Origin of the sequence: Paenibacillus dendritiformis (assembly GCF_021654795.1) — a bacterium.
Classification (GTDB): Bacteria; Bacillota; Bacilli; order Paenibacillales; family Paenibacillaceae; genus Paenibacillus_B.
In genome coordinates this window covers 4525312-4550745 of the sequence record NZ_AP025344.1, presented here as the reverse complement: position 1 = coordinate 4550745, position 25434 = coordinate 4525312, and the positions used below count along the sequence as shown (strand labels likewise).

General features: G+C 51.3%; 19 protein-coding genes. All 19 read left to right on the top strand.

What is annotated here, in order from left to right:
• The first annotated feature begins 95 nt into the window (after positions 1–95).
• The 19 genes from L6439_RS20170 (at position 96) to L6439_RS20080 (ending at position 25375) form a co-directional block, all read left to right on the top strand.
• The gene (locus tag L6439_RS20170; protein WP_213469596.1) at positions 96–1835 is read left to right on the top strand and encodes a DNRLRE domain-containing protein; all 1740 of its coding nucleotides are present in this window, start codon (positions 96–98) and stop codon (positions 1833–1835) included.
• A gap of 86 nt (positions 1836–1921) precedes the next feature.
• The gene (locus L6439_RS20165) at positions 1922–2431 is read left to right on the top strand and encodes a phage holin family protein (RefSeq protein ID WP_237096560.1); all 510 of its coding nucleotides are present in this window, start codon (positions 1922–1924) and stop codon (positions 2429–2431) included.
• A 4-nt stretch (positions 2432–2435) separates the two neighbouring features.
• Positions 2436–2807 carry a hypothetical protein gene (locus L6439_RS20160; RefSeq protein WP_213469595.1) on the top strand — a complete coding sequence of 124 codons (372 nt, stop codon included), beginning with the start codon at positions 2436–2438 and terminating at the stop codon, positions 2805–2807.
• Positions 2808–3357: 550 nt separating this feature from the next.
• The gene (locus tag L6439_RS20155; RefSeq protein WP_213469594.1) at positions 3358–3501 is read left to right on the top strand and encodes a hypothetical protein; all 144 of its coding nucleotides are present in this window, start codon (positions 3358–3360) and stop codon (positions 3499–3501) included.
• Positions 3502–4119: 618 nt separating this feature from the next.
• Positions 4120–5340 (top strand): cupin-like domain-containing protein, encoded by a 1221-nt coding sequence (locus L6439_RS20150; RefSeq protein ID WP_213469593.1) that lies wholly within the window; start codon positions 4120–4122, stop codon positions 5338–5340.
• Between the two features lie 465 nt (positions 5341–5805).
• On the top strand, positions 5806–7035 hold the full coding sequence (locus L6439_RS20145; RefSeq protein ID WP_213469592.1) for a YcaO-like family protein: 1230 nt from the start codon (positions 5806–5808) through the stop codon (positions 7033–7035).
• Positions 7036–7060: 25 nt separating this feature from the next.
• Positions 7061–8068: an ABC transporter ATP-binding protein gene (locus tag L6439_RS20140; RefSeq protein WP_213469591.1), complete on the top strand. Its 1008-nt coding sequence runs from the start codon at positions 7061–7063 to the stop codon at positions 8066–8068.
• Positions 8037–8816 (top strand): ABC transporter permease, encoded by a 780-nt coding sequence (locus tag L6439_RS20135; protein WP_213469590.1) that lies wholly within the window; start codon positions 8037–8039, stop codon positions 8814–8816. The genes L6439_RS20140 and L6439_RS20135 overlap by 32 nt, the downstream gene beginning before the upstream one ends.
• Positions 8813–9604 (top strand): ABC-2 family transporter protein, encoded by a 792-nt coding sequence (locus L6439_RS20130; RefSeq protein ID WP_213469589.1) that lies wholly within the window; start codon positions 8813–8815, stop codon positions 9602–9604. The genes L6439_RS20135 and L6439_RS20130 overlap by 4 nt, the downstream gene beginning before the upstream one ends.
• 774 nt (positions 9605–10378) lie before the next feature.
• A complete protein-coding gene (locus tag L6439_RS20125; protein WP_237096559.1) occupies positions 10379–13069 on the top strand; it encodes a carbohydrate binding domain-containing protein in 2691 nt (896 codons plus the stop codon).
• A 241-nt stretch (positions 13070–13310) separates the two neighbouring features.
• Complete coding sequence (locus tag L6439_RS20120) at positions 13311–14489, top strand: ROK family transcriptional regulator (protein WP_213469588.1); 1179 nt, start codon at positions 13311–13313, stop codon at positions 14487–14489.
• A gap of 355 nt (positions 14490–14844) precedes the next feature.
• A complete protein-coding gene (locus L6439_RS20115; protein ID WP_213469587.1) occupies positions 14845–15930 on the top strand; it encodes an extracellular solute-binding protein in 1086 nt (361 codons plus the stop codon).
• Between the two features lie 54 nt (positions 15931–15984).
• Complete coding sequence (locus tag L6439_RS20110) at positions 15985–17064, top strand: ABC transporter ATP-binding protein (RefSeq protein WP_213469586.1); 1080 nt, start codon at positions 15985–15987, stop codon at positions 17062–17064.
• A gap of 14 nt (positions 17065–17078) precedes the next feature.
• Positions 17079–18815, top strand: coding sequence for an ABC transporter permease (locus tag L6439_RS20105; protein ID WP_168180455.1), 1737 nt, complete (start codon positions 17079–17081; stop codon positions 18813–18815).
• A gap of 128 nt (positions 18816–18943) precedes the next feature.
• Positions 18944–21493: an NEW3 domain-containing protein gene (locus L6439_RS20100; RefSeq protein ID WP_213469585.1), complete on the top strand. Its 2550-nt coding sequence runs from the start codon at positions 18944–18946 to the stop codon at positions 21491–21493.
• Between the two features lie 150 nt (positions 21494–21643).
• Positions 21644–21982, top strand: a complete 339-nt coding sequence (locus tag L6439_RS20095) for a hypothetical protein (protein ID WP_213469584.1) — start codon at positions 21644–21646, stop codon at positions 21980–21982.
• Between the two features lie 96 nt (positions 21983–22078).
• On the top strand, positions 22079–22837 hold the full coding sequence (locus L6439_RS20090; protein ID WP_213469583.1) for a creatininase family protein: 759 nt from the start codon (positions 22079–22081) through the stop codon (positions 22835–22837).
• A 10-nt stretch (positions 22838–22847) separates the two neighbouring features.
• Positions 22848–24356 carry an argininosuccinate lyase gene (gene argH, locus L6439_RS20085; RefSeq protein WP_213469582.1) on the top strand — a complete coding sequence of 503 codons (1509 nt, stop codon included), beginning with the start codon at positions 22848–22850 and terminating at the stop codon, positions 24354–24356.
• Complete coding sequence (locus L6439_RS20080; RefSeq protein ID WP_213469581.1) at positions 24356–25375, top strand: N-acetylglucosamine kinase; 1020 nt, start codon at positions 24356–24358, stop codon at positions 25373–25375. Before argH ends, L6439_RS20080 begins: the two co-directional genes overlap by 1 nt.
• Positions 25376–25434 lie beyond the last annotated feature (59 nt).

The window sequence follows — 25434 nt, the reverse complement described above, 5'->3', positions numbered from 1 at the left end:
GATTGGAAGTGATTACGATTCACGAAGATGAGAGATTACGAAACGAAATAGTAGACGAACCGTCCCCTTCCAACCGCATGAGAGGGGCTTTTTATTTGTATGGCTCCGGAAGGAGCGAGGTGGAAGCCGCCCTCGTCACGGCCGCTCGGGTAAGGGAGGGCATCGACGCCGCGATCTCCGCGAGAGTGCGGAGAGAGAGCGAGCTGCCGGCCGTCCTGGATATCAAGTACCGGGGCAATGAGGAGGTGCAAGCAGCGATCGAAGCGAGAGCTTCCAGCTACCTGCCTGCATCAATCGAGGTTCGGCCCCATAACCGGATGGTTGGACGGGTGGAGCTGCTGGAGACGCCGCGCAAAGACGTCAGCCTGCCTCCGGTGGCCGATTCGACGACCCGCAGCGATCCGGAGCTTGTTACCCTGAATTACGGCGACATGAAGAGCATGGTTACGGGGAAGGGCAGCAATGAATCGTTCGAGGCCTTTATTCATTTCGGTCCATTGAATGAATGGCTTCCCGATGTGTACCGTTTGGAAAAGGCGACGATGAAGCTGTATTATGCCGGCACATTCCCGAACGGGACGAGCATTGAGCTGCATCAGCCGCACAGCATTTGGAGAGAGCTTGGGATTACCCACGCGAACAAGCCCCACTCGGTAGAACTGCTCGCGGATGAATACACGCTTCACCCGGCAGAGCGCTGCATTGAGGTGGATGTGCTTCGGATCGTCGAGCGCTGGCTTCAGGGCGAACTGGACAACTTCGGATTTATTGTGAAAACGCAGGACGATTACGCGGTCACATTTTATACGAGGGAATCTCACAAGCCGCCCGTGCTCCAGCTCCGCTATATCCCGAACCAAGTGTACAGCATCGGCAGAAGCGCGATTGACGCCTCCGTATTCGTCTACGGAGTTGGAGGATCCGAGCGGAGGGCCAGCCTTACGGTCCATAGCGACCGCGGCGCGGACGATCGGACAGCGGCGCTCTATGTGCATCAGCCTGCCGATCCGATGTTCGAATGGCAGGAAGGCTTGCTGCTCGTGTCCAGGCCGGTTCACCCGGCAGCGCTGACGGTAGCGATTCGGGAATATCCAGAGCTAGAGGCAAGCTGCACGATTCGCAGAGACGGGGCAAGCGAGCGCAGGGTGATCATGGCGGCCAGCACTCCGGACAAGCCCGTTTGCATCACGGTTGATCCGAACATAAGCCTGGCTTGCTCTCTTACGGTTATGAAGAAGGAATCCGAGGGGCCGGAATCATCCATTACGGCTTCTGTCCCTGCGCTGCCTGCGTATGTGGAAGTATCGCTCTATCATAAGCATAGCAGCGATACAGCAGCGAGCCTGAGCATTCGTGAAGGAAGGGATTCGGATATCGAGTCCCGGGCAACCGTATCCAAGCCGGATATGCATGCGGGGCTGATGATTCGGGCGCTGGGTGAGCGGGAGATGGCAGGCCAGATCGAGGTGCCGCACTATGAGGATCATCGCGCCTCGCTTGCGGCGTCCCGCCCAGAGGTTCCAGCCGCTCTGGACGTGAAGCATGCTTCTTCCATCGAGACGCATCTCTATGTGAAGCATGAACAGACGCTGGACAGTACCGTCCTGATTAAGCTGCCGTCGGAGCTGAAGGCCTTCCTCGTTGTACACGCGATTGATGAGGTGGAGGGCGCCCTTCGGGTCAGCGTTCCGGATCTTCACGGCTATCTCGCGCCAAGGGTCATTGCGGAGGAGGACTGCCATGCGGCAGCCCTGATCCGACAGCGGGATGCAGGAGATTTGCATGGTGTCATTACCGTCGGCAGCGCAGGCGGCGCATACTATTATATTTTGTAGCAGGAACCCATATTGTGAGCCGTCCTTCACCGGATGGCTCCTTTCTTTTTCCGAGAGATGGCTGTCGATGAGCAAGGAGGGATCGGGTGTACGACAAAATAGTGAACAGCAGTATCGGATTCATCGGCGGCTTGATGAGCTACTTGTATGGGGGAGGGAGCAGCTTGCTTGAGTTTCTGGCGTTGTTGGCGCTTATGGATTACATCAGCGGCTATGCAGCCTCCGTAATGGAAGCGGCCAGAGGGATGCCGCAGGCCGGGTTGAGCAGCAAGAAGGGCTTTGCCGGACTGGCCAAAAAAGGCTTGATGTTCGTCGTCGTGCTGCTCGCTCATCGGGCCGATGTGGCGCTGGAGAGCGATTTTCTCATGTACGGCGCGATATGGTTTTACATTTCCAATGAGGTGATCAGCATTGCGGAGAACTCCGGGCGGATTGGGCTGCCTTTGCCGCCGCAGATCAAGCAGATTATTGCGATTTTGAAAACGAGGGAACAGCAGCAGCGGCAACAGGAACAAGATAACGAGAAGAATGAACAGAATAACGATCAGAGACAGCATGAACAGGGTAACGGGCCAACAATCAGAAAGGAAGGATGATCACATGAGCAGCAGAGGAACGCAGGTATGGGGCTCGGCGGCCCTGCATACCGAACCGATTGTCATCAAGGGGACGAATAACACGTTTATTTTCCAGGTAGACGGTACCGAGTACGAGGCGAGCATTCCCCAGGGAACATACGCGACGAGGCTGGAGCTTTTTACGTCCGAGCTGATCGAGCCAGTGAATGAAGCGCTGCGGCAGGCTCAAGCGCCCGTCATCGCCAGATTGGGCGGCAACCGCCAGGACAAGCATATTTGCGTGCTTGTGCTGGAGCATACCGACACATCGGATGACCATGTTATCGATGGCTTTGGCGGAAGCGCGCGAGACGTGATCTGGGGCGAGTCGGAGCACATCTCCGCCGTGCAATGACGAATTCGCCGGTTAGCTTACTTAGGTAAAACTAATCGGTGCAAGTCCGAACGAGGCTGCTCATAGTACTAGCAGGTAGCTGGGCCATTATCCACCTACTATCCTGTACGACAAAATGTTGAAAATGGTGGAACATCGGATAAGACACAAATTTCAAGTTGAATCGAATGATTGGTCGAAAGCTGATGAACTACGAAGCAGAAGCCCCGTAGGGAGGAGTTATCTCGTGGTTGCTTTCGACTCTCTCTAGACTCTCTGGACACCATTCGGGTAGAACCGTATAAGCATATCGTCACACTCATGCGAAATCAGTATTTGCGGAAACTGGAACTGACAAGGATAAAAGCAAAAACCGAAACTCGTCAATAGCTGGGCGGACAAAATAAGGATTCAATTGTCTGGGGTATACTGTCCGCTTATTCTTTTCTACCTATATAACACGGATGATAAAGAATATTTATAAAAAATTTAAAACATATAAATTCAAAGTTATTCCTTTACTTTTAATATTTACTATTGTATTATAATTTCAGGAAGGAGGTGATAAAATATGGGGAATGCACGTACCGAAAAAAACGGACATGATCCATTTGAATTCAAACTTGCTAACAACACCGAATTGGAAGAATTATTACTTCATCTATCCTCAAATAAAGATGAATTAAATGAAGTAAAAGCACTCAATAAGGATTAAGTACACTTATGAGCTAGTGCCCCCGACCAAGAAGATCAACACCTGCAACCAAAGACAAGCCGTGATTTCCGGCCTTCCTCAAAGTCCTCCGACGTCGCTAGAACCTATTCTTCATGGCTCAATCGGATTGAATGCCTTTTTTCCCCGTTGGTTCGTTTGTTCTCTCAGGTTCGAATTACCAAAATCATGACGAACTTGCTGTTCCGATTCAACGCTACCTTCGTTGGAGAAACAAAAATGCCAAATCGGAGGAGATTCTACGCCTTCAAAAACGGGTTATAGTAGTCTGATGGGGCACAAGGTTATTAAAATAGGGAGTTAGATATAGCTATCTAACTCCCTATACAATCGATTCTATTATCCCTTTATCAAAGGTACCTTCAGGTTTAAAAGCTTACCGCCAACAAGATAATGAATGAAAGTACACTTTCAACCCAATCGTTGACCTACGAATAAGACATATGTAATTCTGCTTTATCGAGGTGCAGTATTTAGAATAGTTATTATAATATTTCGAATATACTAGAGGATTATGATTTTAACTTGCCATAATTTGCGAGGTGAGAATTATTGTGTATCCCTGTCGCCTCTATACCTTTTCCTGGTTGGAAAGTGTTTGTGAGTGAATATTTCGAAAAAAAACCAGGTGTATTTAAAAGCGAAAATAATAACATGCTGGTAACTGAAAAAGAGCTATTCGAATCAATTTTAAATGGTATTGAAATGTGGAGGAAAGGAAGTGAGAGAACGTTTAGTATTTGGTTAGACAATGAATTGGTTACTAACAATTTTGAAAAGTATATACCAAACAAGAATGACAAATGCATAAGTTGTTATATAAACAGAATTGTTGGTTCGCCCAAGAGTAAAGACTTCACATACTCCCAATATAACCTACAATGCAATCATTTGGATATTTGGCGGAAAGGCGCTAAATACCTTGAAGGACTTTTAAATATCATTGGGATACCAAGTGGTGGCATTGACATTGACACATTTTTAGGAAATTATAAATCAACCCCACGAGGGGTGCATACGGATCAAGCAAGCACATTTATGCATATCATCAAGGGAAAAAAGAAGATGTTAGTATGGCCTCCAGAATATTTTCAAGAATTAGAAAATACGTCTCAAATAAAAATAGTTGGATCCCGGTTACGAAAAACAATAATTGATTTTGATTTTTCTAGGGTTGCTTCAGATGCAATTTTATTAGAAGGTGAACCTGGAGAAATTCTCTACTGGCCATCATCATATTGGCATATTTCAGTTTTTGATAGCGATAATCATCCTTCAGTGATTTGCAATGTAGGTATATATCGAGAAGAGTTTTCCAGCTTTTTATCAGAAATCGGGATCCAGTGTATTAAAACAGCAACCAAAAATTATATTGACTTAAAAACGTATTCTTACCCAGATAAACATTCAGAATATCAAATTCCAAAAGAGGAGCAAGATTATCTAAATAAATTAAGACTTTTAATTAACAATACATACATAGAAGAATATATCCAACAAAAATGGATTGAAAGAATGTCAGCTTGTGGGTATAAATCAGGGTTTCCCTTACTACAAGTTCGTGAGATTAATGGTAAAGAGTTCATTAGAGACTCAGTCATTTATTGGAGCATACATAAAACAAAGTCTACAATAAGGATTTATGGAAACGGCAACTCAATAGAACATTCTGATTTAACTATAATACCAGTGCTCAGATATATTAATAAGTTAAGAAATGTTGAGATCGAAACACTCTATAGTATTTTCAGAATACAACAAGAAAGTATTATTCAGATTATAAAAATATTGCTTTCATTAAGAATTCTTAGAAGTGTTTGAGTAAGTCTCGAGAGTTAATCAAGTGATAAAAAGGATCCTCCTTAAAGACACCTTAATAGTTGGAATAACCACGTAGACTAGACCCTCCCCTTTATCCATACATTTTTTCCACTATCTAACTTGCGAAACTTATAGGGGATATTTCTATTTTCCAAAAGAATATGCAGGGGCTTGTTTGTTGAGTAAGAATGCTTAGTTTTGCAGCAATAGTTTATGTAGAAAAAGCTACTGGTTTTATATATGGAGAGATGGGCATGATAGGCTTATTGGCCTCTGCGAAGCCTATGGCTTCGCCCCTTCGCAGTGAATCATGCCCATAGAGGCTCCATGTCAAACCTATGCATAAACCTTACTTGTTGCTGTATATTGATAAAATTTCTTGGCTGCAAAATTCGGGACTTTTCGATTGCCAAAAACAGGGGCTCATGTTAGGTCCACAAGAAATACAATATGAGGTGGATTTTTATGACAAATATTGAGCGAAGCACTTCCGTTGATTATGCAATTCAAGCAGCTTTAAAAGAAATTAGAGAGTTAGGATTAGATTTCTCTATTAAAGATATTGGAAGATATATCAAAACCCATATTTGCATTTTATACAAAAATGGCGATGAACTGACCAGAGGAAATGGAAAGGGTATTGATAATCAATCGAAAGCCAGTGCACTTTATGAAGCTTTAGAACATTTCATTTCAGAGAATGAAGTGTTAGACGGTAGTAAAAAAATGAAAATTCAGCATGTAGTTGAACAATCTCAAGCAATAAGGGACGAAAAGGTATTTGAGCTTTTAATGAAAAGTTATCCGGATTATCGTGTACCGGTAAAGGAGTACTTCGATCTTAGGGAGGAAGGCAATGTAATATATTACCCAAGCTTTCTCACTAATCCTTCACATTGTATCGATCAACCTCCAGATGATCTTTTTTATAAAAACTACTCTAAATATTCTTCTAATAACGGAACCGCAATAGGTTGCTGTAAAGAAGAGGCACTTGTTCATTCAATTTGTGAATTGATAGAACGTGATGCTTTTTCATGCTTTCTCTTAGAGTCATTTATATCAAGAAACCCAAAACCTATGAAAATTGTTGACAAAAAAAGATTGCCTGAAAAGTTAGAATACTTGATTGATAACGTACATAGTGAGCTAGAGCGAGATTTTTATATATTGGATATTACCAGTGACTTTCAAATACCGGTTTTTTTATGTGTTATGGAAAACAAAAACCTCCTGCCACCTTATATTGGATGTGGAGCTTCGTTATCTCCATATTATGCACTTGAAAGAGCATTGCTTGAACTGGTACAGGTGTATCATCTATATAACGAATACTATGAAGTGTTAAAAAAAGAAGATGAATTAATATTGAAAAAATTTTCAACATTGAAAAAATATAAAAACTGCGTAGATTTCGATATTAGTGGTGGTCTATTCGAGAAAAATAATAATATTATGATTAATATAAATGAAGAAAAAATAAATAATGACAGCTTAGAAGATTATCTTAATATTCTCATTAATAAAGTTACTAATAATGGTTTTGAAATATATGCTAATGTACTATACTCTTCCAAGAGTGATATAACTTGTGTCAATTGTATTATACCAGGGCTTGAAAGATTTCATTTGGTTAGGCATGGCTCACTTGTTTTACCCTCATTACGAGGACGCAACATTTTAGTAAACGCTTAATAAAGCCATTTGGAGTAGATACATTATGGAGATAAATATCCAAAACTTGAATCATGATTACATTACTTACCGAAAACGGCAAGGACTCAAAGGGGCCTTTCAAGATTTTATTTTTAGAAAATACGAACACAAAACAGTAATTAAGTCGGTCGATCTGTCCATTCAAGCTGGTGAATTGATTGGGTTACTTGGGCCAAATGGGGCGGGTAAAACAACCTTGATGAAAATTATGTCCGGTCTGATTCATCCGACAAGTGGAACCGTTGAAGTGATGGGACATGTTCCATTTAAAAAAAACCCGGATTTTCTACGGCAATTAGGAGTCGTACTAGGTCAGAAAAGTCAGTTAACATGGGATTTACCACCGATTGATACGTTACAAGTACTAAAAGAAATCTACAAAGTCGATGATGTGACATTTCAAAAGCGGCTTTATGAATTAGTGCATAAACTTAATGTTGAACATTGTATTCAAGTTCCTGTACGAAAATTATCGCTTGGGGAACGGATGAAGTTTGAAATCATAGCTTCCCTTCTCCATTCCCCAAAGCTCCTACTTCTGGACGAACCTACAATAGGTTTAGATATGGCAAGTCAAAAATCAATCCGTTCGTTTATTAAGGAAATTAATCGTGAATATGGAACGACAGTTATTCTGACAAGCCATTATGCAAAAGATATTGAAGAAATTGCAGAAAGGTTGATCATTCTCAATAAAGGCTCGATTCATTATGATGGCCTACTTGGCCATCTTCAAGAAGAAAATCATCACGAAATGACACTAAAAATAGAAATTAAACAATATGAATCGTTAGCTGATTTGGGTTTTAAAAAAACGGGCGATAGACAATGGGAGACTCACCTTGCATCTGAAAATTTGAATACACTGTTATCAAAACTTACACAGTTATATACTGTAACTAATATCCAGACATACGATATTCCTTTTGAAGAGAAGCTGTATACGCTATTTACAAGATTACTATCAGATGGAGAAGCGAATGAAAACCTTTTGGATAATAGTAAAAAATAATATGTTGATAACGCTCGCTTATCGATGGAACATCATGTCTAGTATTGTACTGATGATCATTCAAATGATAGTAGGTTTATTTGTCTGGATAGTAATTATAGATCAATCAGGCCCAATCAATGGATATTATCATGATGATATGGTGACTTATTTTTTGCTCGGCGCGTTCATAAGTGTCGTTTTTTCTTCTTCTCATTTTTTTCGACTGTCTTCTTTAGTAAGAAATGGAGTATTTAATATGTATCTCATTCGGCCTTACTCTTTTCTAGCCGACAGTGCGGCTCAATTTTTAGGGAGTAAAATTATTGATGCTCTACTCACTTTAATGCTGACCCTCATTTTTCTCGCGACAGGATTAGCGACTTGGCCCTCTCTGAACATACTCGGTTTATTTTTGTTTTTAAGCAACTTTTTGCTACTGTTTATGTTCGGTGCTTTTTTAAGCTGTTTTAGCTTTTGGCTCATTCAGATGTGGCCGTTGAAACCACTCTATAACGCAATGATGGCTATACTGGGAGGAAATTTGTATCCTCTCGATTTACTGCCTGCTATATGGTTTCGGGTAATTCATTTTACTCCCTTCCCTTTGTTTGGATATGTTAATACAAAATTGCTGCAAGGAAAGTTAGAGTATCATGATTTACAGTACTATGTACTGTTATCATGCTGTTGGCTAGTTGTGTTCTCGATTGGATATAAATGGTTATTCATGAAAGGATTACGTAAATATGAAGGAGTAAACGCATGAACCCAACCAGGTATATAGCGCTTCTTAAGCTCCTTGGCAAGCAAAGCCTTGCTCAAATGCTTACTTATAGAATGACTTCCACATTTATTATCATATTTGGTACGTTATTCGCATTTGCCGATATAATAGGAACGGTTGTTTTTTTTCAGTATACAGAATCAATTGCAGGGTGGGAAATCTATGATTTCCTGGTTCTATTATCGACATTTCAATTTATTAGTTACCTGTATCAGTTCTTTTTTGTTGCTTCTCATGAGAACTTAATGGAGAATATTTTAAATGGGAAACTTGATTACGATTTATTGCGCCCTGTTGATTCACTGTTTTTATGTAGTATGAAACAATTGGATTTTCCGAGTGTAATCAATATGATTATCCCTTCTTTCATATTTTTCTACTGCCTTCCTTATATAAAAATCGAGTTGAACTTGTTAAATGTGTTCATTTACATATTGTTTGTCGCACTTGGGGTTATTTTCTATTATTTACTGAACCAGATGTTTATCTGTCTTGCATTTTGGGTTGATAGGCCGCAAAAGATAGCAGGAGTGCCTGAGTATATGCTGGATTTCGCCTCACGTCCAAGAGAGGTGTATCCAAGAATTCTTCAAATAATTTTATCAACAGTATTCCCGGTTATCACGGCTGTAAATTTGCCTGCTGAGTATCTTAAGGGAAGCTTATCTATTAACTATTTCGTGTTTTATCTATTTTTTCTCATCTTATTCGGGATTGTTGTTCGTTTTCAGTGGAAGTGTGGAATTTCTAGATATGCAAGTGCGAATTAGCATTAGCCACCGATACATTTTGCATGCTCCCCTCAATATGGATCGGTTACACAAATAAACATAAGCTCAAGGAGTGCCGGGTTGGAGGAGGTGATTTCGTCCAATTCTTTAAATTTTCAAGAAAAGCCGTAAAGCTTACGGCAGGGTTTGGTTTCAGCCCTGTCCGGAACAAGGATTCTGAGATCGTTTCCCTGTATTTTCCTCCATTTGAAGCCGATTTTGGGTGGACATATGAGTTAATACCCAAATTCCTCACTGGATATTTTTGCCGAATTCCTCGTATACTTTTTTTTCCAGCCCGAACATTCAATCGGGGATTAAGACTGCCCCGATTCCTTCACGCTGTCTTTAATCTGTCTATAAATCGCCGGCGAATTGACATCGCCATCAACCGAAGTAATATAGAAGACATGAACCAGTTGTAATCTAATACTCCATTTCATTTGTTGCTCATCTGTTTTTATGCGGGAGTATATGCACTACATAAGAACCTGAATCGATGAAAAGGAGGTGATCCGGCCGCTGAGAGTCGAAGCTAGCGGGTGATGGCAAGGAAGACAAATGCGGAGAAGGTAAAGGTAAGGTCAGGGCCGTTCCAACGGGAGAGGTTATAGTTTAGGAGAGCGCGTGAGTCAATGGCGGCTCATTGCCAGGTTACATGTTACCGGAAAGTAGTAGGTATCCCGAGTTAAAGCCGACCGCATTCTTGATAACGCTTACAACAAAGCGCAAATGCGGTCGCGGCAGCAAGTCAAGACATGAAGGAGGGGAATAATGATGGTACCGTGGAGAAGCAAGCGGTTCAGCCGAATTAGCGCCGTGCTGGCCGTACTGATGGCTGTGTTGACATGCGGCGATGCCGTCGGGGCTGAAGCAGTGGGAGCTGTTAATAATCAAGCGACAGCGACCACAGCCGCAACCGGCAATAAAGGCAAGGGAGAGACCCGCTCCGAGGCGAAGGCGCTGCCTCTGAAAAATCCCGGCTTCGAGCAGCAGACAGCGAAGGACTCGATTCCGGGCTGGACATCGATATTCGCCAGCGTGGAAGGCGCGGTCAGCCATGAGATCAGCAGGGAAGAAGCGTACCGCGGCAAGCGCAGCTTGAAGATTACCGATACGAGCCGCGATCATGCCGTCGCGGTCCAGAGCGATCCGCTGGCTGTCGAACCGGGCGCGACCTATACCGGCTCGGTCATGATGCTGCTGAAGAGCGGCAGCGCCAGTCTGCTGTTCCGCTATTATGATGCCAACGGCAAACAGGTCGGCGACGATATGCTTCAGCATGTGTCAACAGGCTACGGCGAATGGCAGAAGGTGCAAGTGTCGGGCACAGCGCCTGCGGGTGCGGCGACGGCCCGCATTTTCGCCTCGGTCAACAAGTACCAGATGGCGGAAGTCTATTACGATGACTTCGAGGTGACCTATCCGAAGACATCGCCGGGCGAGCCGCCGGCCGGAGATATCAGCTTCAAGGGCAGAACCTTTGCTCAGCCGGTTGATCTGGGCATTCCCGTCTTCACGGTCGCGATCAACGATGCCGTCGCCGGCGTAGAGGACGGGCGGGCCACGATGTACTCGACCGCGCAGGGCGATACGGCCGTGTTCAGCGTCGTGGATATCGAGAGCAACAAGCTGCTCCGGTCGTTCCCGTTGGATGGGGTTCATACGGTGTGGCGCCATACGATCGCCCCGGATGGAACCGTCTATATCGCGGCGATAATGACGGGCAGCAACCGGGGAGAGTTGTGGAGCTACTCCCCGCGGACGAAGACGGTGAGCAGCCTGGGCGAGCCGCTACCGGGCGAGAAATCGATCTGGTCGCTCGTCACCGACGAGAAGGGCAATGTGTATGGCGGCACCTTCCAGCAAGGCAAAGTATTCAAGTACGATCCGGTAGCGAAAACTTATCGCGATTATGGCCGCATGATGGGCAATCAGGAATATGTGCGGTCGATGGCCTATCACAACGGCTATATTTACGCGGGGATCGGATCCACGGGCGCGATCGTCAAGCTCAATGCGGAGAGCGGCGAGAAGGAGGTCATTTCCGGACCGGTCGCGGGGCTGCTTGGCGTGAATCCGGCAGATGTGCCGTTCGCCTACGATATGGCGATCGTCGATCGTTATTTGCTGGTGAAGTTCGGCGATCCGCAGATGGCCTTGCTGTTCTATGATCTCGATCGGGGAGAGTGGCTGCCGCATGTCGTCGGCAAAAACATCGGCGGTACGCAGGGCGCTGGCGTATTCTCCTTCAACCAGCTCGTGACGAAGGACGGCAAAGTGTATGTTCCCGCCAACGGAGTCATCACCGAGATCGATCTGACTACGTTCGAAGCGCGGATGACCTCGATGCGCTACGGCACCTCCTTCCGCGGCGCCGCCTGGGTCGAGTTCCGCGACGATCCGGCCTTCCCGGGTAAGTCGTTCGTCACGATGCAGCGCGACGGCAAGACCTCCGTATTCAATGTGGACGCGGAGACGGGCAAGACGCTTCCTTCCGTCGTCCAGGGCTCGGCCAATCCGCTTCACAATATGGAGAACGGACCGGACGGCAACGTATACATGAGCGGTTATCCGGGCGGGATCGGCGTTCAGTTCGACCCGCGGACCGACACGTTCAAGACGTTCAGCCTCGGGCAGGCGGAGGGCATGGCCGCTTACGGCACCGATATGTATTTCGGCATTTATCCGGGAGGACATATTTATTCCGTGGATACGACACAGCCGGTTCCCCAAGCGAAGACGGTATTCCAGATCGGCTCGGAACAGGATCGGCCTTATGTGATGCGGGCGGCGGATGATTTTATCATGATCGGCACGATCCCCGATTACGGCAAATTAGGCGGCGCGCTTACGCTCTACTATCCGGGTACGGGTCAGAAGGAAGTGTACCGGAATATCGTCCGCAATCAGAGCATTAACGGTCTGGCCTATAAGGACGGGAAAATATTCGGGTCGACCACCGTCTTTGGCGGGCTTGGCATCGGGGCAACCGAAAAAACCGCAAAAATGTTCGTCTGGGACGTCGCCAAAAAAGAAAAGATAACGGAATTTGCGCTGGATATTCCCGAACTGGATCAGCCCGTCATGATTAGCGGCTTGACGATCGGGCCGGACGGGAACGTATGGGGAGGCGTCGACGGGATCATCTTCAAGCTCGACCCGGTGACGTACCGCGTTCTTGATTATAAAAACATATATCCGCATGTGAAAAATTACGGCTTCTGGCGTCCATATCATCCGCATTGGGGGCAGGATGGCCTGCTGTACATCGATCTGGCGGATCGGATTACCGTCATCGATCCGGAGACGCTGGAGCATGTCACGCTCTCCGAGGATAACGGCAGCACATTCCAGGAGATCGCCTTCATGACGCTGGCCGAGGACGCTCAGGGCAACGAGCATATTTATTACATCGATCAGGCCAATGTCAACAAAATTAAGATTACGGGCAAGACTCGCTAATCCTTGCCTTTCGTTTGCTTCTCGCAGGATGCAACAGCCGATGACCGCTGTCATCGGCTGTTTTTCGGGAAAGGATTGAACGGCCGGACGAACAACCGGATGAGAACAGGAACGATGAACGGAGTAACTGAGCAGGAAAAATAGGGTTGACACCTTGTAAGCGGATACAATAAAATGGAGGCATCCAAACTTTGTTAATTACTTTAACAAACTACCAGTCTTGCAGAAAGGAGGGAGTGAATTGATTGGCAAGGGCCAGACGGGAAATGCCAAGCTGGTGAAGCAAATGAACCGGGAAGGCATTCTTCATCAGCTGCGGGAGCATCCGCGTGTATCGAGAGCCGATTTGGCCAAATTAACGGAGCTGAGCCGTCCGTGCGTCTCCGCATTGGTCGATGAGATGATTGCGGAAGGGTTAATCAACGAAGTGGGGTTCGGAGAATCGACAGGGGGCAGAAAACCGATTCTTCTGGAATATAACTTTCAAGCATACGGCGTCATCGGCGCGGTGTTCGAAGGCAGCACCCTGCAATTGGCCGTTGCCAATCTGCGAGGAGAACTTCTTGTCCAGCGCACGACATGCCTTTCGCCTCCGATGAATGGGGAAGCGGCCATCCGGAGCATTGAGGAAGGAATAGCGGCCCTGCTTGACGAGAGCGGATTCCGCAAGGAATGGCTGCTGGGCATGGGGCTCGGACTGCCCGGCATTACCCGCCGAAGCTCCGGAACGGTAAGCTACGCGCCGAGCACGGGGTGGATGGGACTGCCGGTGCAGCGGGAAATCGAGGCCGTCCTGGGCCTGCCCGTCGCGATTGAGAATGACGTGAATCTGATGACGCTTGGGGAATTTTACAAGGGGATCGGAGTCGGGCATTCCAATCTGGTGTATATGTATGCGGGCACCGGCATCGGCGCCGGAATCATGATCGACGGGCAGCTCTACCGGGGAGCCAGGGAAGCGAGCGGCGAGATTGGTTATATGGTCATCGGCCCCGTCGGGAAGCAGGCCAAAGGAGAGTACGGCGTATTCGAACGGAATTATTCCGTACGCGCGATCCGTGACAAGGCTAGAGGCGTCCTCCCTGCGATCGACGACGATACGAGCATTATGAAGCAGATCGTCGACCATGCGGGCCGCGGGAATGAAGGGGCCCGAAGACTGCTCGACGACGTCTGCCGGCACTGGACCTATGGCATTGCCAATCTGACGAGCGTCATGGATCCGGAGCTGCTGATTCTGAGCGGAGAAATGCTGCATATCGGGGACGATGGGATCGCTGCCATCCGGCAATGGCTCAACGATTGGGTTCCTTCCGTTCCTCCGATCAAAATGGCGGCCCTTGGGGATCAGGCGGGACTTATCGGGGCGATCCATTGCGCGCTCGAAGCTTTTTCATCATCTGCAAACGTAAAAAAATGACACAAACACAAATACAACCAACCATATCCGCTCTTTTTACTTCAGCCTGCCGCCTTTGTATTGGGGCGGTTCAGACATATCCTCCAAGAAATAAGAGCAGCAACCTAAATACAACACTCCGACGAAAAAAAACACCAAGACTCAAAAATGCATAAAGGGATAGCTTGAAAGGACAGTTCAACCAGGTATGGAGTCCGGCTCGGGACAACGCTTTTTTCTGAGTTTTCTCGGGCACTGCATCTATTTATTGAAAATGTTATTAATTAACTCATTAGTCATTTTGTAACAGATCAAACGATTTGGCGAAAGTGATGATTTTTCAGAAAAACAATGAAAATTATACTGGAGGTCAATAATGGGACACGCAAAAAAGGATCTCAAGTGGTGGATGGGGGCAGTTCTTAGCCTGGTTATGCTGATGGTGACGGCCTGCAGCGGCAGCACCGCATCCGAAGGCGGCCAGCCGGCGGGAACGAACGGCTCGCAGAAGCAGAAGCTCGTTATTTATACGGCGCGAGACAAGAATGTCGTCGAGGAGATCATTCCGAAGTTCGAAGCGAAGCATCCCGAGGTCGAGGTGGAAGTGCTTACGATGGGGGCGCAGCAAATTTTGGAGCGCGTCCGCGGCGAAAAAGCGAACCCGCAGGCGGATTTCTGGTGGGGCGGCACGCAATCGGCTCTGATGACGGCGGCGGAGGAAGGGCTGCTCGAAAGCGTGAAGCCGAGCTTCGCCGACAGCGTTCCGGAGCTTTACAAGGACAGCGAGGATCGCTGGTACGGCGAAATGCTGCTGCCGGAAGTCATCATGTACAACTCCGCGGCGCTGAAAAAAGAAGAAGCGCCCCAAGACTGGGATGACCTGCTCGATCCCCAATACAAAGGAAAGATCATTATACGGGGCGTGCTTGCTTCCGGAACGATGAGGACGATATATTCCGCCATGATTTACCGTCAAGACGCGAACGATCCTGCCCCAGGGTATGAGTGGCTGAAGAGGCTCGACGCCAATACGAAGGAATACGCCCAGGATCCGACCAACCTGTATCTGAAGCTGGCGCGCGAGGAAGGCACGCTGTCGCTGTGGAATCTGCAGGATATCATGATTCAGAAGGAATTGCAGAAGCAGCCGTTCGATTTTATCTATCCGGCCAGCGGCGCGCCGATTCTGGTCGATGGGGTCGGCGTAGTCAAGGGCGCCAAAAACATGGAAGCGGCGAAGAAATTTTATGAATTCCTGTTCGATTCCAATCTGCGTGTGGAGCTGGCGGAGAAGCTGTACCAGATTCCGACGCGTACGGATATCAGCAAGGACACACTCCCGGCATGGCTGCAGGGACTGGAGTTGAAGCCGCTGCCGCTGGATTGGGCGGTCATGGCGGAGAAAGAGAAGGAATGGATGCAGCATTGGGACGAGAACATCAAGGGCAAAGGGTCCAACTAACGCATTCGGGCGGGGGCTCCTCCGCCTGATCATTTTACCAAGGGGGCAAGCAACTTGATAGAGGTCAACCTGGATCATGTGAGCAAACAATTCGGAAACGTAAAGGGAGTCGCGGATGTCAATGTCCGGATTCAACCGGGGGAATTTTTCACCTTTCTCGGGCCGAGCGGCTGCGGCAAGACCACGACGCTGCGAATGATCGCGGGCTTCTACTATCCGAGCGCGGGCCGGATCCTGTTCGGCAGCAGCGATGTGACCACACTTCCCCCGAACAAGCGCAACACGGGCATGGTGTTTCAGAACTATGCACTGTTTCCGCATATGACGGTGTTCGAAAATATCGCGTTCGGCCTGCAAGTGAGAAAGGTCGCGAAATCCGAGATCGTGCGGCGCGTCGAACGCGCGCAGAAGCAAGTCCATCTGGAGGGCTACGGCAGCCGCCGAATCGATCAATTGTCCGGCGGCCAGCAGCAGCGGGTCGCGTTGGCTCGCGCCCTGGTGATCGAGCCGCAAATCCTGCTCCTCGATGAACCGTTATCGAATCTGGATGCGAAGCTGAGAGAAGAAACGAGAATCGAAATCAAAAGATTGCAGCTGGAGCTCGGCATCACGACGATCTATGTCACGCATGATCAGGCCGAGGCGATGGCGATGTCGGACCGGATTATGGTGATGCAGGGCGGGGTGGTGCAGCAGATAGGAAGCCCGGCGGACATTTATCATCGTCCGGTCAACCGGTTTGTCGCGTCCTTTATCGGGGAATCCAATCTGTGGGAAGGAACCGTGGAACGAATCGCAGACGGAGAAGCGGTCATTCGGATCGCTCCGGATCTGGCGTTGACGGGACTGGCTGCGAACGCCTCGCCGGACTGCAGATTGGAGACGGGCAAACGCGTCACGATGTCCATACGTCCGGAATCGATACGCGAGTCCCTGCCAGGGGAGCCCATGGACAATGTGGTCTGCGGCAGCGTGATCATCTCCGAATTTACGGGCGTGAGCGTGAACTATGTGTCGCAAGCGGCGGGGCGGCAATTGAAGGCGATGTTCGTCAATCAGGGGCATCGGGTGCGCGGAAGAGGGGAATCCATATCCTTGTTTATTCCAAAAGAAAGCATTTATTTTTTGGAATAGAGAGGGGATGAACGATGATACCGAAACGGAACATAAAACCGAGGAAACCGGGGATTGCTCCATTCAGGCCCGTTCCCATTACGCAGTCGCCCTATTTTGTCTATGTCCTGGTCGCGCCCTTGTTTTTGGTGCTGTTGGCTTATGTCGTATATCCGCTGTTCCAGACGTTCATGCAAAGCATTCAGACAGAGGATCAACTCTCGCTTCAAAACTATGCCCGCTTTTTTAGCCTGGAGCATACCTCCAATCTGGAAGCGCTCTGGACCAGCATTTTTATTTCGGTGTTAAGCGTGATCACCTGCGCGATTGTCGGCGTTGCGATGGCCTTTCTGCTGGAACGCTACGAATTCCCCGGCCGCAAAATCCTGGCCGTCCTCGTGCTTGTCCCGATGGCTTTGCCGCCGCTCGTCGGCGTGCTGTCGTTTACGTTTCTCTATGGAGAGAGCGGGATTATTCCGCGGGCGCTCAAGGAGTTGCTTCAGCTTGAACAGGTGCCGTTTGCGTTAAAAGGCATCTGGGGCGTGCTCGTCGTCCATACGTTCACGATGTACACGTACTTTTACATGACGGCATCGTCGGCGATCCGCAATCTCGATCCGTCGCTGGAAGAGGCGGCGGCCAGTCTCGGCGCGGGACGGCTCTACATATGGCGGCGCGTTATTTTGCCGATGCTGACCCCGGCCTTGGTCGCGTCGTCGCTGCTCGTGTTCATGATCGCGATGGCTTCCTATACGGCTCCGCTCATTTTCGGCATTGAGCGGACGATGACGATGCAGATTTACTTGTCCCGGACGAACGGCAATCTCGATATGGCGGCCGCACAGTCCACCATTCTGTCGGTCGTGTCGATCGCGTTCCTGCTCGTCATGCGCTGGTATCAGGGCCTGCGCAATTACCAGAACATGAGCAAGGGGGTCAGCGTGCATCGGACGGAAGTGAAGAGCGCCGCGGGCAAATATGTCGCCATGCTCCTGTCTATCGCGGGGATCGTCGTGCTGCTGCTTCCGATTCTCGTGCTTGTTCTCATCTCGTTCTCGGCGGACGGCAGGTGGACGACGCAAATTTTGCCTCCTGAATATACGGTGGAGCATTACGTAAAGCTGTTCACCGACAGCAAAACGTGGCGGCCGATTGCGAACAGCTTCCAGATGAGCTTCGTGGCCACCATCGGCAATGTGATCTTCGGCGTCGCTGCCGCTTACGCGATGGTGCGCTTGTCCTTCCGGGGAAAAACGCTGCTTGATGCGCTGATCATGCTTCCGTGGGCCTTGCCCGGCACGGTCGTCGCGGTCAACCTGATCGCGGCCTTCAGCGAGCCTACCGTATTCAGCTTCAATCAGGTGCTCATCGGCAGCTTCTGGATACTTCCGTTGGCGTATTTCGTCCGCCATTTGCCGTTAGTGTTCCGCTCCACCTCCGCCACCCTGATCCAGATGGACGCTTCGGTCGAGGAGGCGGCGCGCAATCTGGGCGCATCGTGGTGGTACAGCTTCCGGCGGGTCGTGTTCCCGATGGCGCTCAGCGGGATTTTGGCGGGAACTCTGCTCGCGTTCGTGCAGGGCATCGGGGAATTCGTCTCTTCCATCTTGCTCTTTACTGCCAGAAGCACTCCGCTATCCGTCGAGATTTTTCAGCGGATGTATTCGTTTGAATTCGGCACGGCCTGCGCGTACGGCGTGCTGCAAATTTCCTTGATCATCATCGTGCTCTTCGTATCGCGCAAAATAACGGGCGACAGCGCAGCCATGTAACGGGCGGTTAATTGGAAGGAAGGTCATTTCGTGGGAACACCTAGGGGTTCGCCAACCACGTGATGATATGCAGCGGGGAACAGGCCATTCCCTGCTGACAAACAATCCACCATTCGAGGAGGGATTTGATGATCAGAGGCAAGTCAGCTTGGAGGTTCTGTTCCTTGTTCATGAGCATGGTGCTGGCGGGCGGCGCCCTGCTGTCCGCTCAAGCCCAACCCGCATATGCGGATCGCGGGATTGCCGATCTGTGGAAGGCGATTCGGCCATTGACGACGATCGCGAGCGCCATGAACACGGGGGCCCACCCCGATGATGAGCACAGCGCAACCTTGGCTTACCTGTCCTTGGGGCGAGGCGTGAGCACCTCCAGCGTCATCGCGGTCAGAGGGGAAGGCGGTCAGAACGAGATCGGGAGCGAGCTGGGGCAGGCCCTCGGCGTCATTCGGACCCGTGAGCTGCAGGAGGCATCCCGCATCACTAACGTGACGTTAGGCATGCTTGGCGAGAAGCTGGACGATCCGATCTACGATTTCGGCTTTTCGAAGAGCGTGGAGGAGACGCTGGACAAATGGGGCGACTCCGTCGTCTACGAGCGCTTGATTCGAAAAATTCGCGAGCTCCGCCCGGATGTCATCATTCCTTCGTTCTTGAACGAAGCCTCCACGCATGGACATCACCGCACGATCAACGTGCTTACCGTGAGGGCGTTCAAGGATGCGGCGAATCCGGACATTTTTCCTGAACATCTGAAAAAGGGCCTGCGCCCCTGGCAAATCAAGAAGCTGTACGTGCCGGCCCATGCCACGGATTACAGCGTGAACATTCCGGTTGGGGACTACGATGAAATCTACGGCGCGTCATATCTGCAGCTCGGGGAAGAATCCCGCTTCATGCACCGCAGCCAGGGGATGGGCAGGGTGTATGACGAAGGCCCCGGGCAAGGCGAGCTGTTCAGCAAGTATTACAAGCTCGAGCTGAGCACCGTCACATCGAAGGAGAAAGAGAATGACTTCTTCGACGGCATTGCTTTCACCTTCGAGGATTTGGCGAAGGAGATCGAGGCGAAGGACAAAGACGGCAAGGTGGCCCGTGATTTGCGCGCCTTGCACAAGGACGCGAATGAAGTCGTTGCCGCCTATCCCAGCTTTGCCGGCGTCCTGAAGCAAGTTCATAAGATGAAAGCCGATGTGCAGACCGCGCTGGCTGAGGTCCAAGCATCCGGACTGGAGGCGGCAGTCAAGGAGGATTTGCTTCACCGGCTTCGGGTCAAGGAAGCGCAGCTGAATATAGCCAGCAAGGAAGCGGCGTCCGTGGTGGCGAAGGTCAAGCCGGCCGACAGTGAATTGGTCGCGGGCCAGACGACGAAGGTCGTCGTGTCGGCTTTCAACGGCGGCTCCACGACCTTGCGCAACGTTAAGTTGAGCCTTCGCGTCCCCGCAGGCTGGAAGGCCGCTCCGGCCGGGGCGACCCGCTTCGAGCAATTGGGCTACAACGAGACGGCATCTGCCGTCTTCGAGGTGACGGTCCCCGCGAACGCCCCGCTGTTCAAGCCTTATGACCCGGCGGTGTTCCAGGGGAAGGCCGAATATGAGGCGTACGGCACGGCCACGACGCTGGACGTTGCGCCGCAGAACGCCGTGGCTGTTCTGCCGCCGTACTCGATGACGCTGAGCCCGAAGGCCACGATTCTGAATACGCTCCGGGCGGGAGAGCCGATTCCGGTGAAGGTGACCGTGCGCAATTACACGCCGGGCGCTTCCAAAGCGTCAGTCTCGCTGAACGTGCCGGAAGGCTGGACGGTTGAGCCGGCCGTCGAAGAGCTAAGCTTCGCCGCGAAGGGCGAAACGAAGTCCGCCGCATTTACGGTCAAGGCGGCATCGAACGTGGCGCCGGGCGCCTTTTCCGTGAAGGCGATCGCGAAGAACGGCGCCGTGCTCAGCACACATGGGGCGCAGGTCATCGAATACCCGCATATCGGCAGGACGTACCTGGTGCAGCCGGCGGAGCTCAGCATCCAGGCCTTCGATCTGAAGGTGCCGGACCAATTAAAGGTCGGTTACGTGTCCAGCGGCTTTGATAACATCGATCAGTATTTGCGCCAAGCGGGCGTCGATGTCGTCAATCTCGAGGCGAAGGATATCGAATCCGGCGATCTGTCGCCGTACGACACCATCGTGCTCGGCATTCGCGCCTATGCCTTCCGCCCGGAATTGATTCCAAGCAACCAGCGCCTGCTCAGCTATGTTAAGGACGGCGGCAATCTGGTCGTCCAGTATCATAAGCCGGAGGACAAATGGTCGCCGGAGCTGGCTCCGTATCCGATTACGATCGGAACGCCGCTCATTCAGTGGCGCGTCACGGACGAGAATTCGAAGGTGACGATGCTGGCCCCGGATCACCCGATGTTCAACACGCCGAACAAGATTACGAATCAGGATTGGCAAGGTTGGATTCAAGACCGCTCCGCCTACAATCCGTCGCAATGGGGCAAGGAATATACGGAGCTCATCTCGAACGGCGACCCGGGGGAGAAGGAGTTCACGGGCACGTTCCTGACCGCGCATTATGGCAAAGGGGTCTATACGTACAGCTCCCTGGTCTGGTACCGCCAGATTCCGGCGCTCGTTCCGGGCTCCATGCGGATGTTCGTCAATATGATTAGCCAGCATCAGTAGGAAGGCGTTTGCACTCACAACCATTAGGCTTTAATCGCTGCCGGTTTATTTACCTGAAAGCTGCCTGACAACTGCCGCCTGACACGGCTATCTGCGCAGCATGGCACCAACGGCGAGGGTCCCGAACAGATTACCGCGAAAGGGCGGAGCGTGAGCCGTCAACCCGGACGGATTGCCGCGAAAGGGCGGAGCGTGAGCCGTCAACCCGTACGGATTACCGTGACAAGGCGGCAGCAAAAGCGTCAACCCGAACGGATTACCGTGACAAGGCGGCAGCAAAAGCGTCAACCCGAACGGATTACCGTGACAAGGCGGCAGCAAAAGCGTCAACCCGAACGGATTACCGTGACAAGGTGGCAGCAAAAGCGTCAACCCGAACGGATTACCGTGACAAGGCGGCAGCAAAAGCGTCAACCCGAACGGATTACCGTGACAAGACAGCAGCATAAGTCGCCAACCCGAACGGACACCGCAGAAGACGGTATCTAGCACAAGCATCCAATTTTCGTTATGGAAGTGAAAAGCTCCAGCTTTCCGCCCCTTCGGGACCCTCTCCCATTTTCACTGCATGAGGAGGTGCAAGCATTGAAGGCACTCGGAATTCACGGGCGGGATATCGAGCAAGTGGCAATGGACGTCCGGTTCGCCGTCGTTCCGTTGGGCTCGGTGGAATATCATGGTCCGCACGCTCCGCTCGGAACGGATACGATCCTGGCGGAGAGCTTCGCGGAGCGGATTGACGCATCCCTGCATCCTTTGATCTATCCGGCCATTCCATACTCGGCCTGTCCCGGCAAGACCCGGCATTATCCGGGCACGATCCCGGTTCGCCCCACAGTCTTTATCGATTATCTCGCCGATGTCGCCGAAGGCATATGCCGGCTCGGCATCCGCCATATCGTGCTGCTGAACGCCCACGATGCCAATATGGGGCCGGCCCACACCGCAGCCGAGCAGGTAACCGGCGCCTATCCTGACGCCAGCTTCCTTCTGATCAACTGGTGGCAGATGGCGAGCGCCGATTTCGCGCAGCGGATGGGGCTTTTTCTAGGAACGGCTGGCCGTGGGCATGGGGGACCGTACGAGATGTCGGCCATCAAGGCCTTCCGCCCGGAAATGGTAACCGTACAGGAATCCGACCTTGAACTTGACGCGGATCCCCCGTTATCTTCCGTGCCTTATGTATTAGTGGAAGGAAGGCCGCAAGGCTGGGACGGCTATACGGGCCGCATCCGGCAGAGCTCCCTTGAGGCGGGGCAGATCTTCGTGGAGGAAGCGAGCCGCCATATGAACTTGCTCCTCCAGGAGTGGCTGGCGAGGAGAACAGACAAGACGAAGGAGTGATATTTGCGCTATGGGATATCGTGAAAAATGGATGGAAGCGGAAGGAACTTCATTCCCTGGCAAAACGTACGCGGAGGTGGTGCTGGAGCCGGCTTTTAAGGAAGCGAAAACCCATTTGCTCGGACCGATGATGGCGATCAACAAGGCCCATCTTATCATGCTGCAGCGGCAGCAGTTGGTGTCGCTTGACGAAGCGAAGCAGATCGCCAAGGCGATTCGGGCCATCGACACGGAGGCGCTTCGCCAAGCCAGTTATACCGGACAGTTCGAGGATTTGTTCTTCCAGGTCGAGCATCAACTGCTGGAGCATGCGGGGGAGATCGCCGGCAACCTGCATCTGGCGCGCAGCCGGAACGACATGGGCATCGCGATCTACCGGATGGTGCTGCGGGAGAAGCTGCTCGAGACGCTGGCTTCCGCGCTGAAGCTGAAAGAGCAACTGCTGCTGTTCGCCAGCGACCACACCGGCACGCTGATGATCGGTTACACGCACACGCAGCAGGCGCAGCCGACGACACTTGCGCATTACATGATGGCGGTCGCCGATTCGCTCAACCGGGATATCCGGCGCATGATGGCGTCCTACGCCAATTGCAACCGCAGCAGCATGGGCGCGGCGGCGCTCACGACATCGGGCTTCGCGATTAGCCGGGAGCAGATGATGGAGCTGCTCGCCTTCGACGAACTTATCGATAATTCCTATGACGCCATCGGCGGGGCCGATTATCTGGGCGAGATCGCGGCGGCCGTGCAGCTTGCGGCAATCAATCTGGGCCGGGTCGTTCAAGATATGCTGCTGTGGTGTACGCAGGAGTTCGGCGCGCTGCATGTGGCGGCCCCTTATGTGCAGATCAGCTCCATCATGCCGCAGAAGCGCAATCCCGTCTCGTTCGAGCATATGCGCGCCCTGCTGTCGAGCTGCGCCGGCAATACGAACACGGTGCTGACGATGATTCACAATACGCCGTTCGGCGACATCGTGGACACCGAGGACGACATGCAGCCATATGCCTGGAAAAGCCTCGCCATATTGGATAATATATACCGCCTGTTCGCCGCCGTCATCGGCACGATGGAAGTGAACAAGGAGGTGCTGCGCGAGCGGACGCAGGGAAGCTTCGCCACGGTGACCGAACTGGCGGATACCCTGGTCCGAACGGATGGCTTGTCGTTCCGCAAGGCCCATCATATCGTCAGCGACGTGGTGCGGCAGGCCTTGGCGCAAGGACAGGCGGCCGATCAGATTACGCTTTCCCTCGTCAACGAGAGCGCGCGGCGCCATATCGGGCGAGAGACGACACTTAACGAACAAACGCTGCGCGAGGCGCTCGACCCCGCGCATTTTGTGGACATTCGTTCGCTGCCTGGAGGACCGAGCCCGAAGGAAGTGCAGCGCATGATCGGAATTCGGATGAATGAGCAGCAGGCGCATTTGAAATGGGTTGGGCAGGCGCAGGACAAGATTCGGCGGGCGATGCGGCATTTAGACGAAGTCATTCTGGAGTGGAGTGGTACTTGATGGCTGTGCGCCGCATCCCCCTGCTGGCCGTCGACGGCGGGGGGACCAAATCCCTTGCCGTCTTCACGGATAGGCAGGGCCAGTTGCTCGGACGAGGACATGGCGGACCGTCCAATTACCATGGCAGCGGGACAAAGGGAGCGATACGCGAGCTGGCGGCGGCGATCCGCGAAGCGATCGCGGATCTGGAGCGGAGCGGCGGATGTCTTGTCATACCGGAACCGAAGAAGGAACGGGAAGCGGATGTGGAAGTGGAATGTGCCGTGTTCGCCCTGGCCGGCCTGGATACCGAGTCCGACAGGCGCGCCGTTACCCGATTGGTAGAGGAGGCGCTCGCGCTGCTGCCGCTTCAAGCCAGGCACCTGATCGTGGAGAACGACGGTTATGCCGCCCTGCTCGGCGGGACCGGCGGTCAGCCGGGGATATTGGTGATTGCCGGAACCGGTTCGATTATATACGGCATCGACGGGCACGGAAGGACGGCCAGGGCGGGCGGCTGGGGCCACCGTGTCGGCGACGAAGGCAGCGGCTATTGGATCGGCAAGCAGGCGGCGCTGGCGATTCTGAGGGCCTATGACGGAAGGGGAGCAGACACGAGGCTGAAGGAATGGGTGCTGCCGTATTTAGGCATGGAGCGGGAAGAGGAGTTGTTCGACTGGATGTACGGATCAGCCTATTCCATTCAGACCGTTAGCCGGCTCTCCCGCGCCGTCGGCCAGGCAGCCTCTGCCGGAGATAAGGAAGCGCAGCGGATTTTATCGGCAGCCGCTGACGAACTGTTTTACGCCGCAGCCGCGGTGATCCGTCATTTATCCTTCCACCGCGACCCCTTTGTTGCGATTATGCAGGGCGGAGTGCTGCAGCATGAAGGGCGCGTCCGGGAAGCGCTGATGCGCCGGATTGAAGCATACGCTCCGCATGTCCAATGGGACGACGCCCGCCGGGAGCCGATCTACGGGGTAATAGCCATGGGATTATCCTACTTTAGAGAAAAAGGGAAGGGGGAAACGTGCGAATGATAACGTTAAACGATGCTCCATACATGCGAGGAACCGCTGAACGGCGGGAGGCTAAAGGG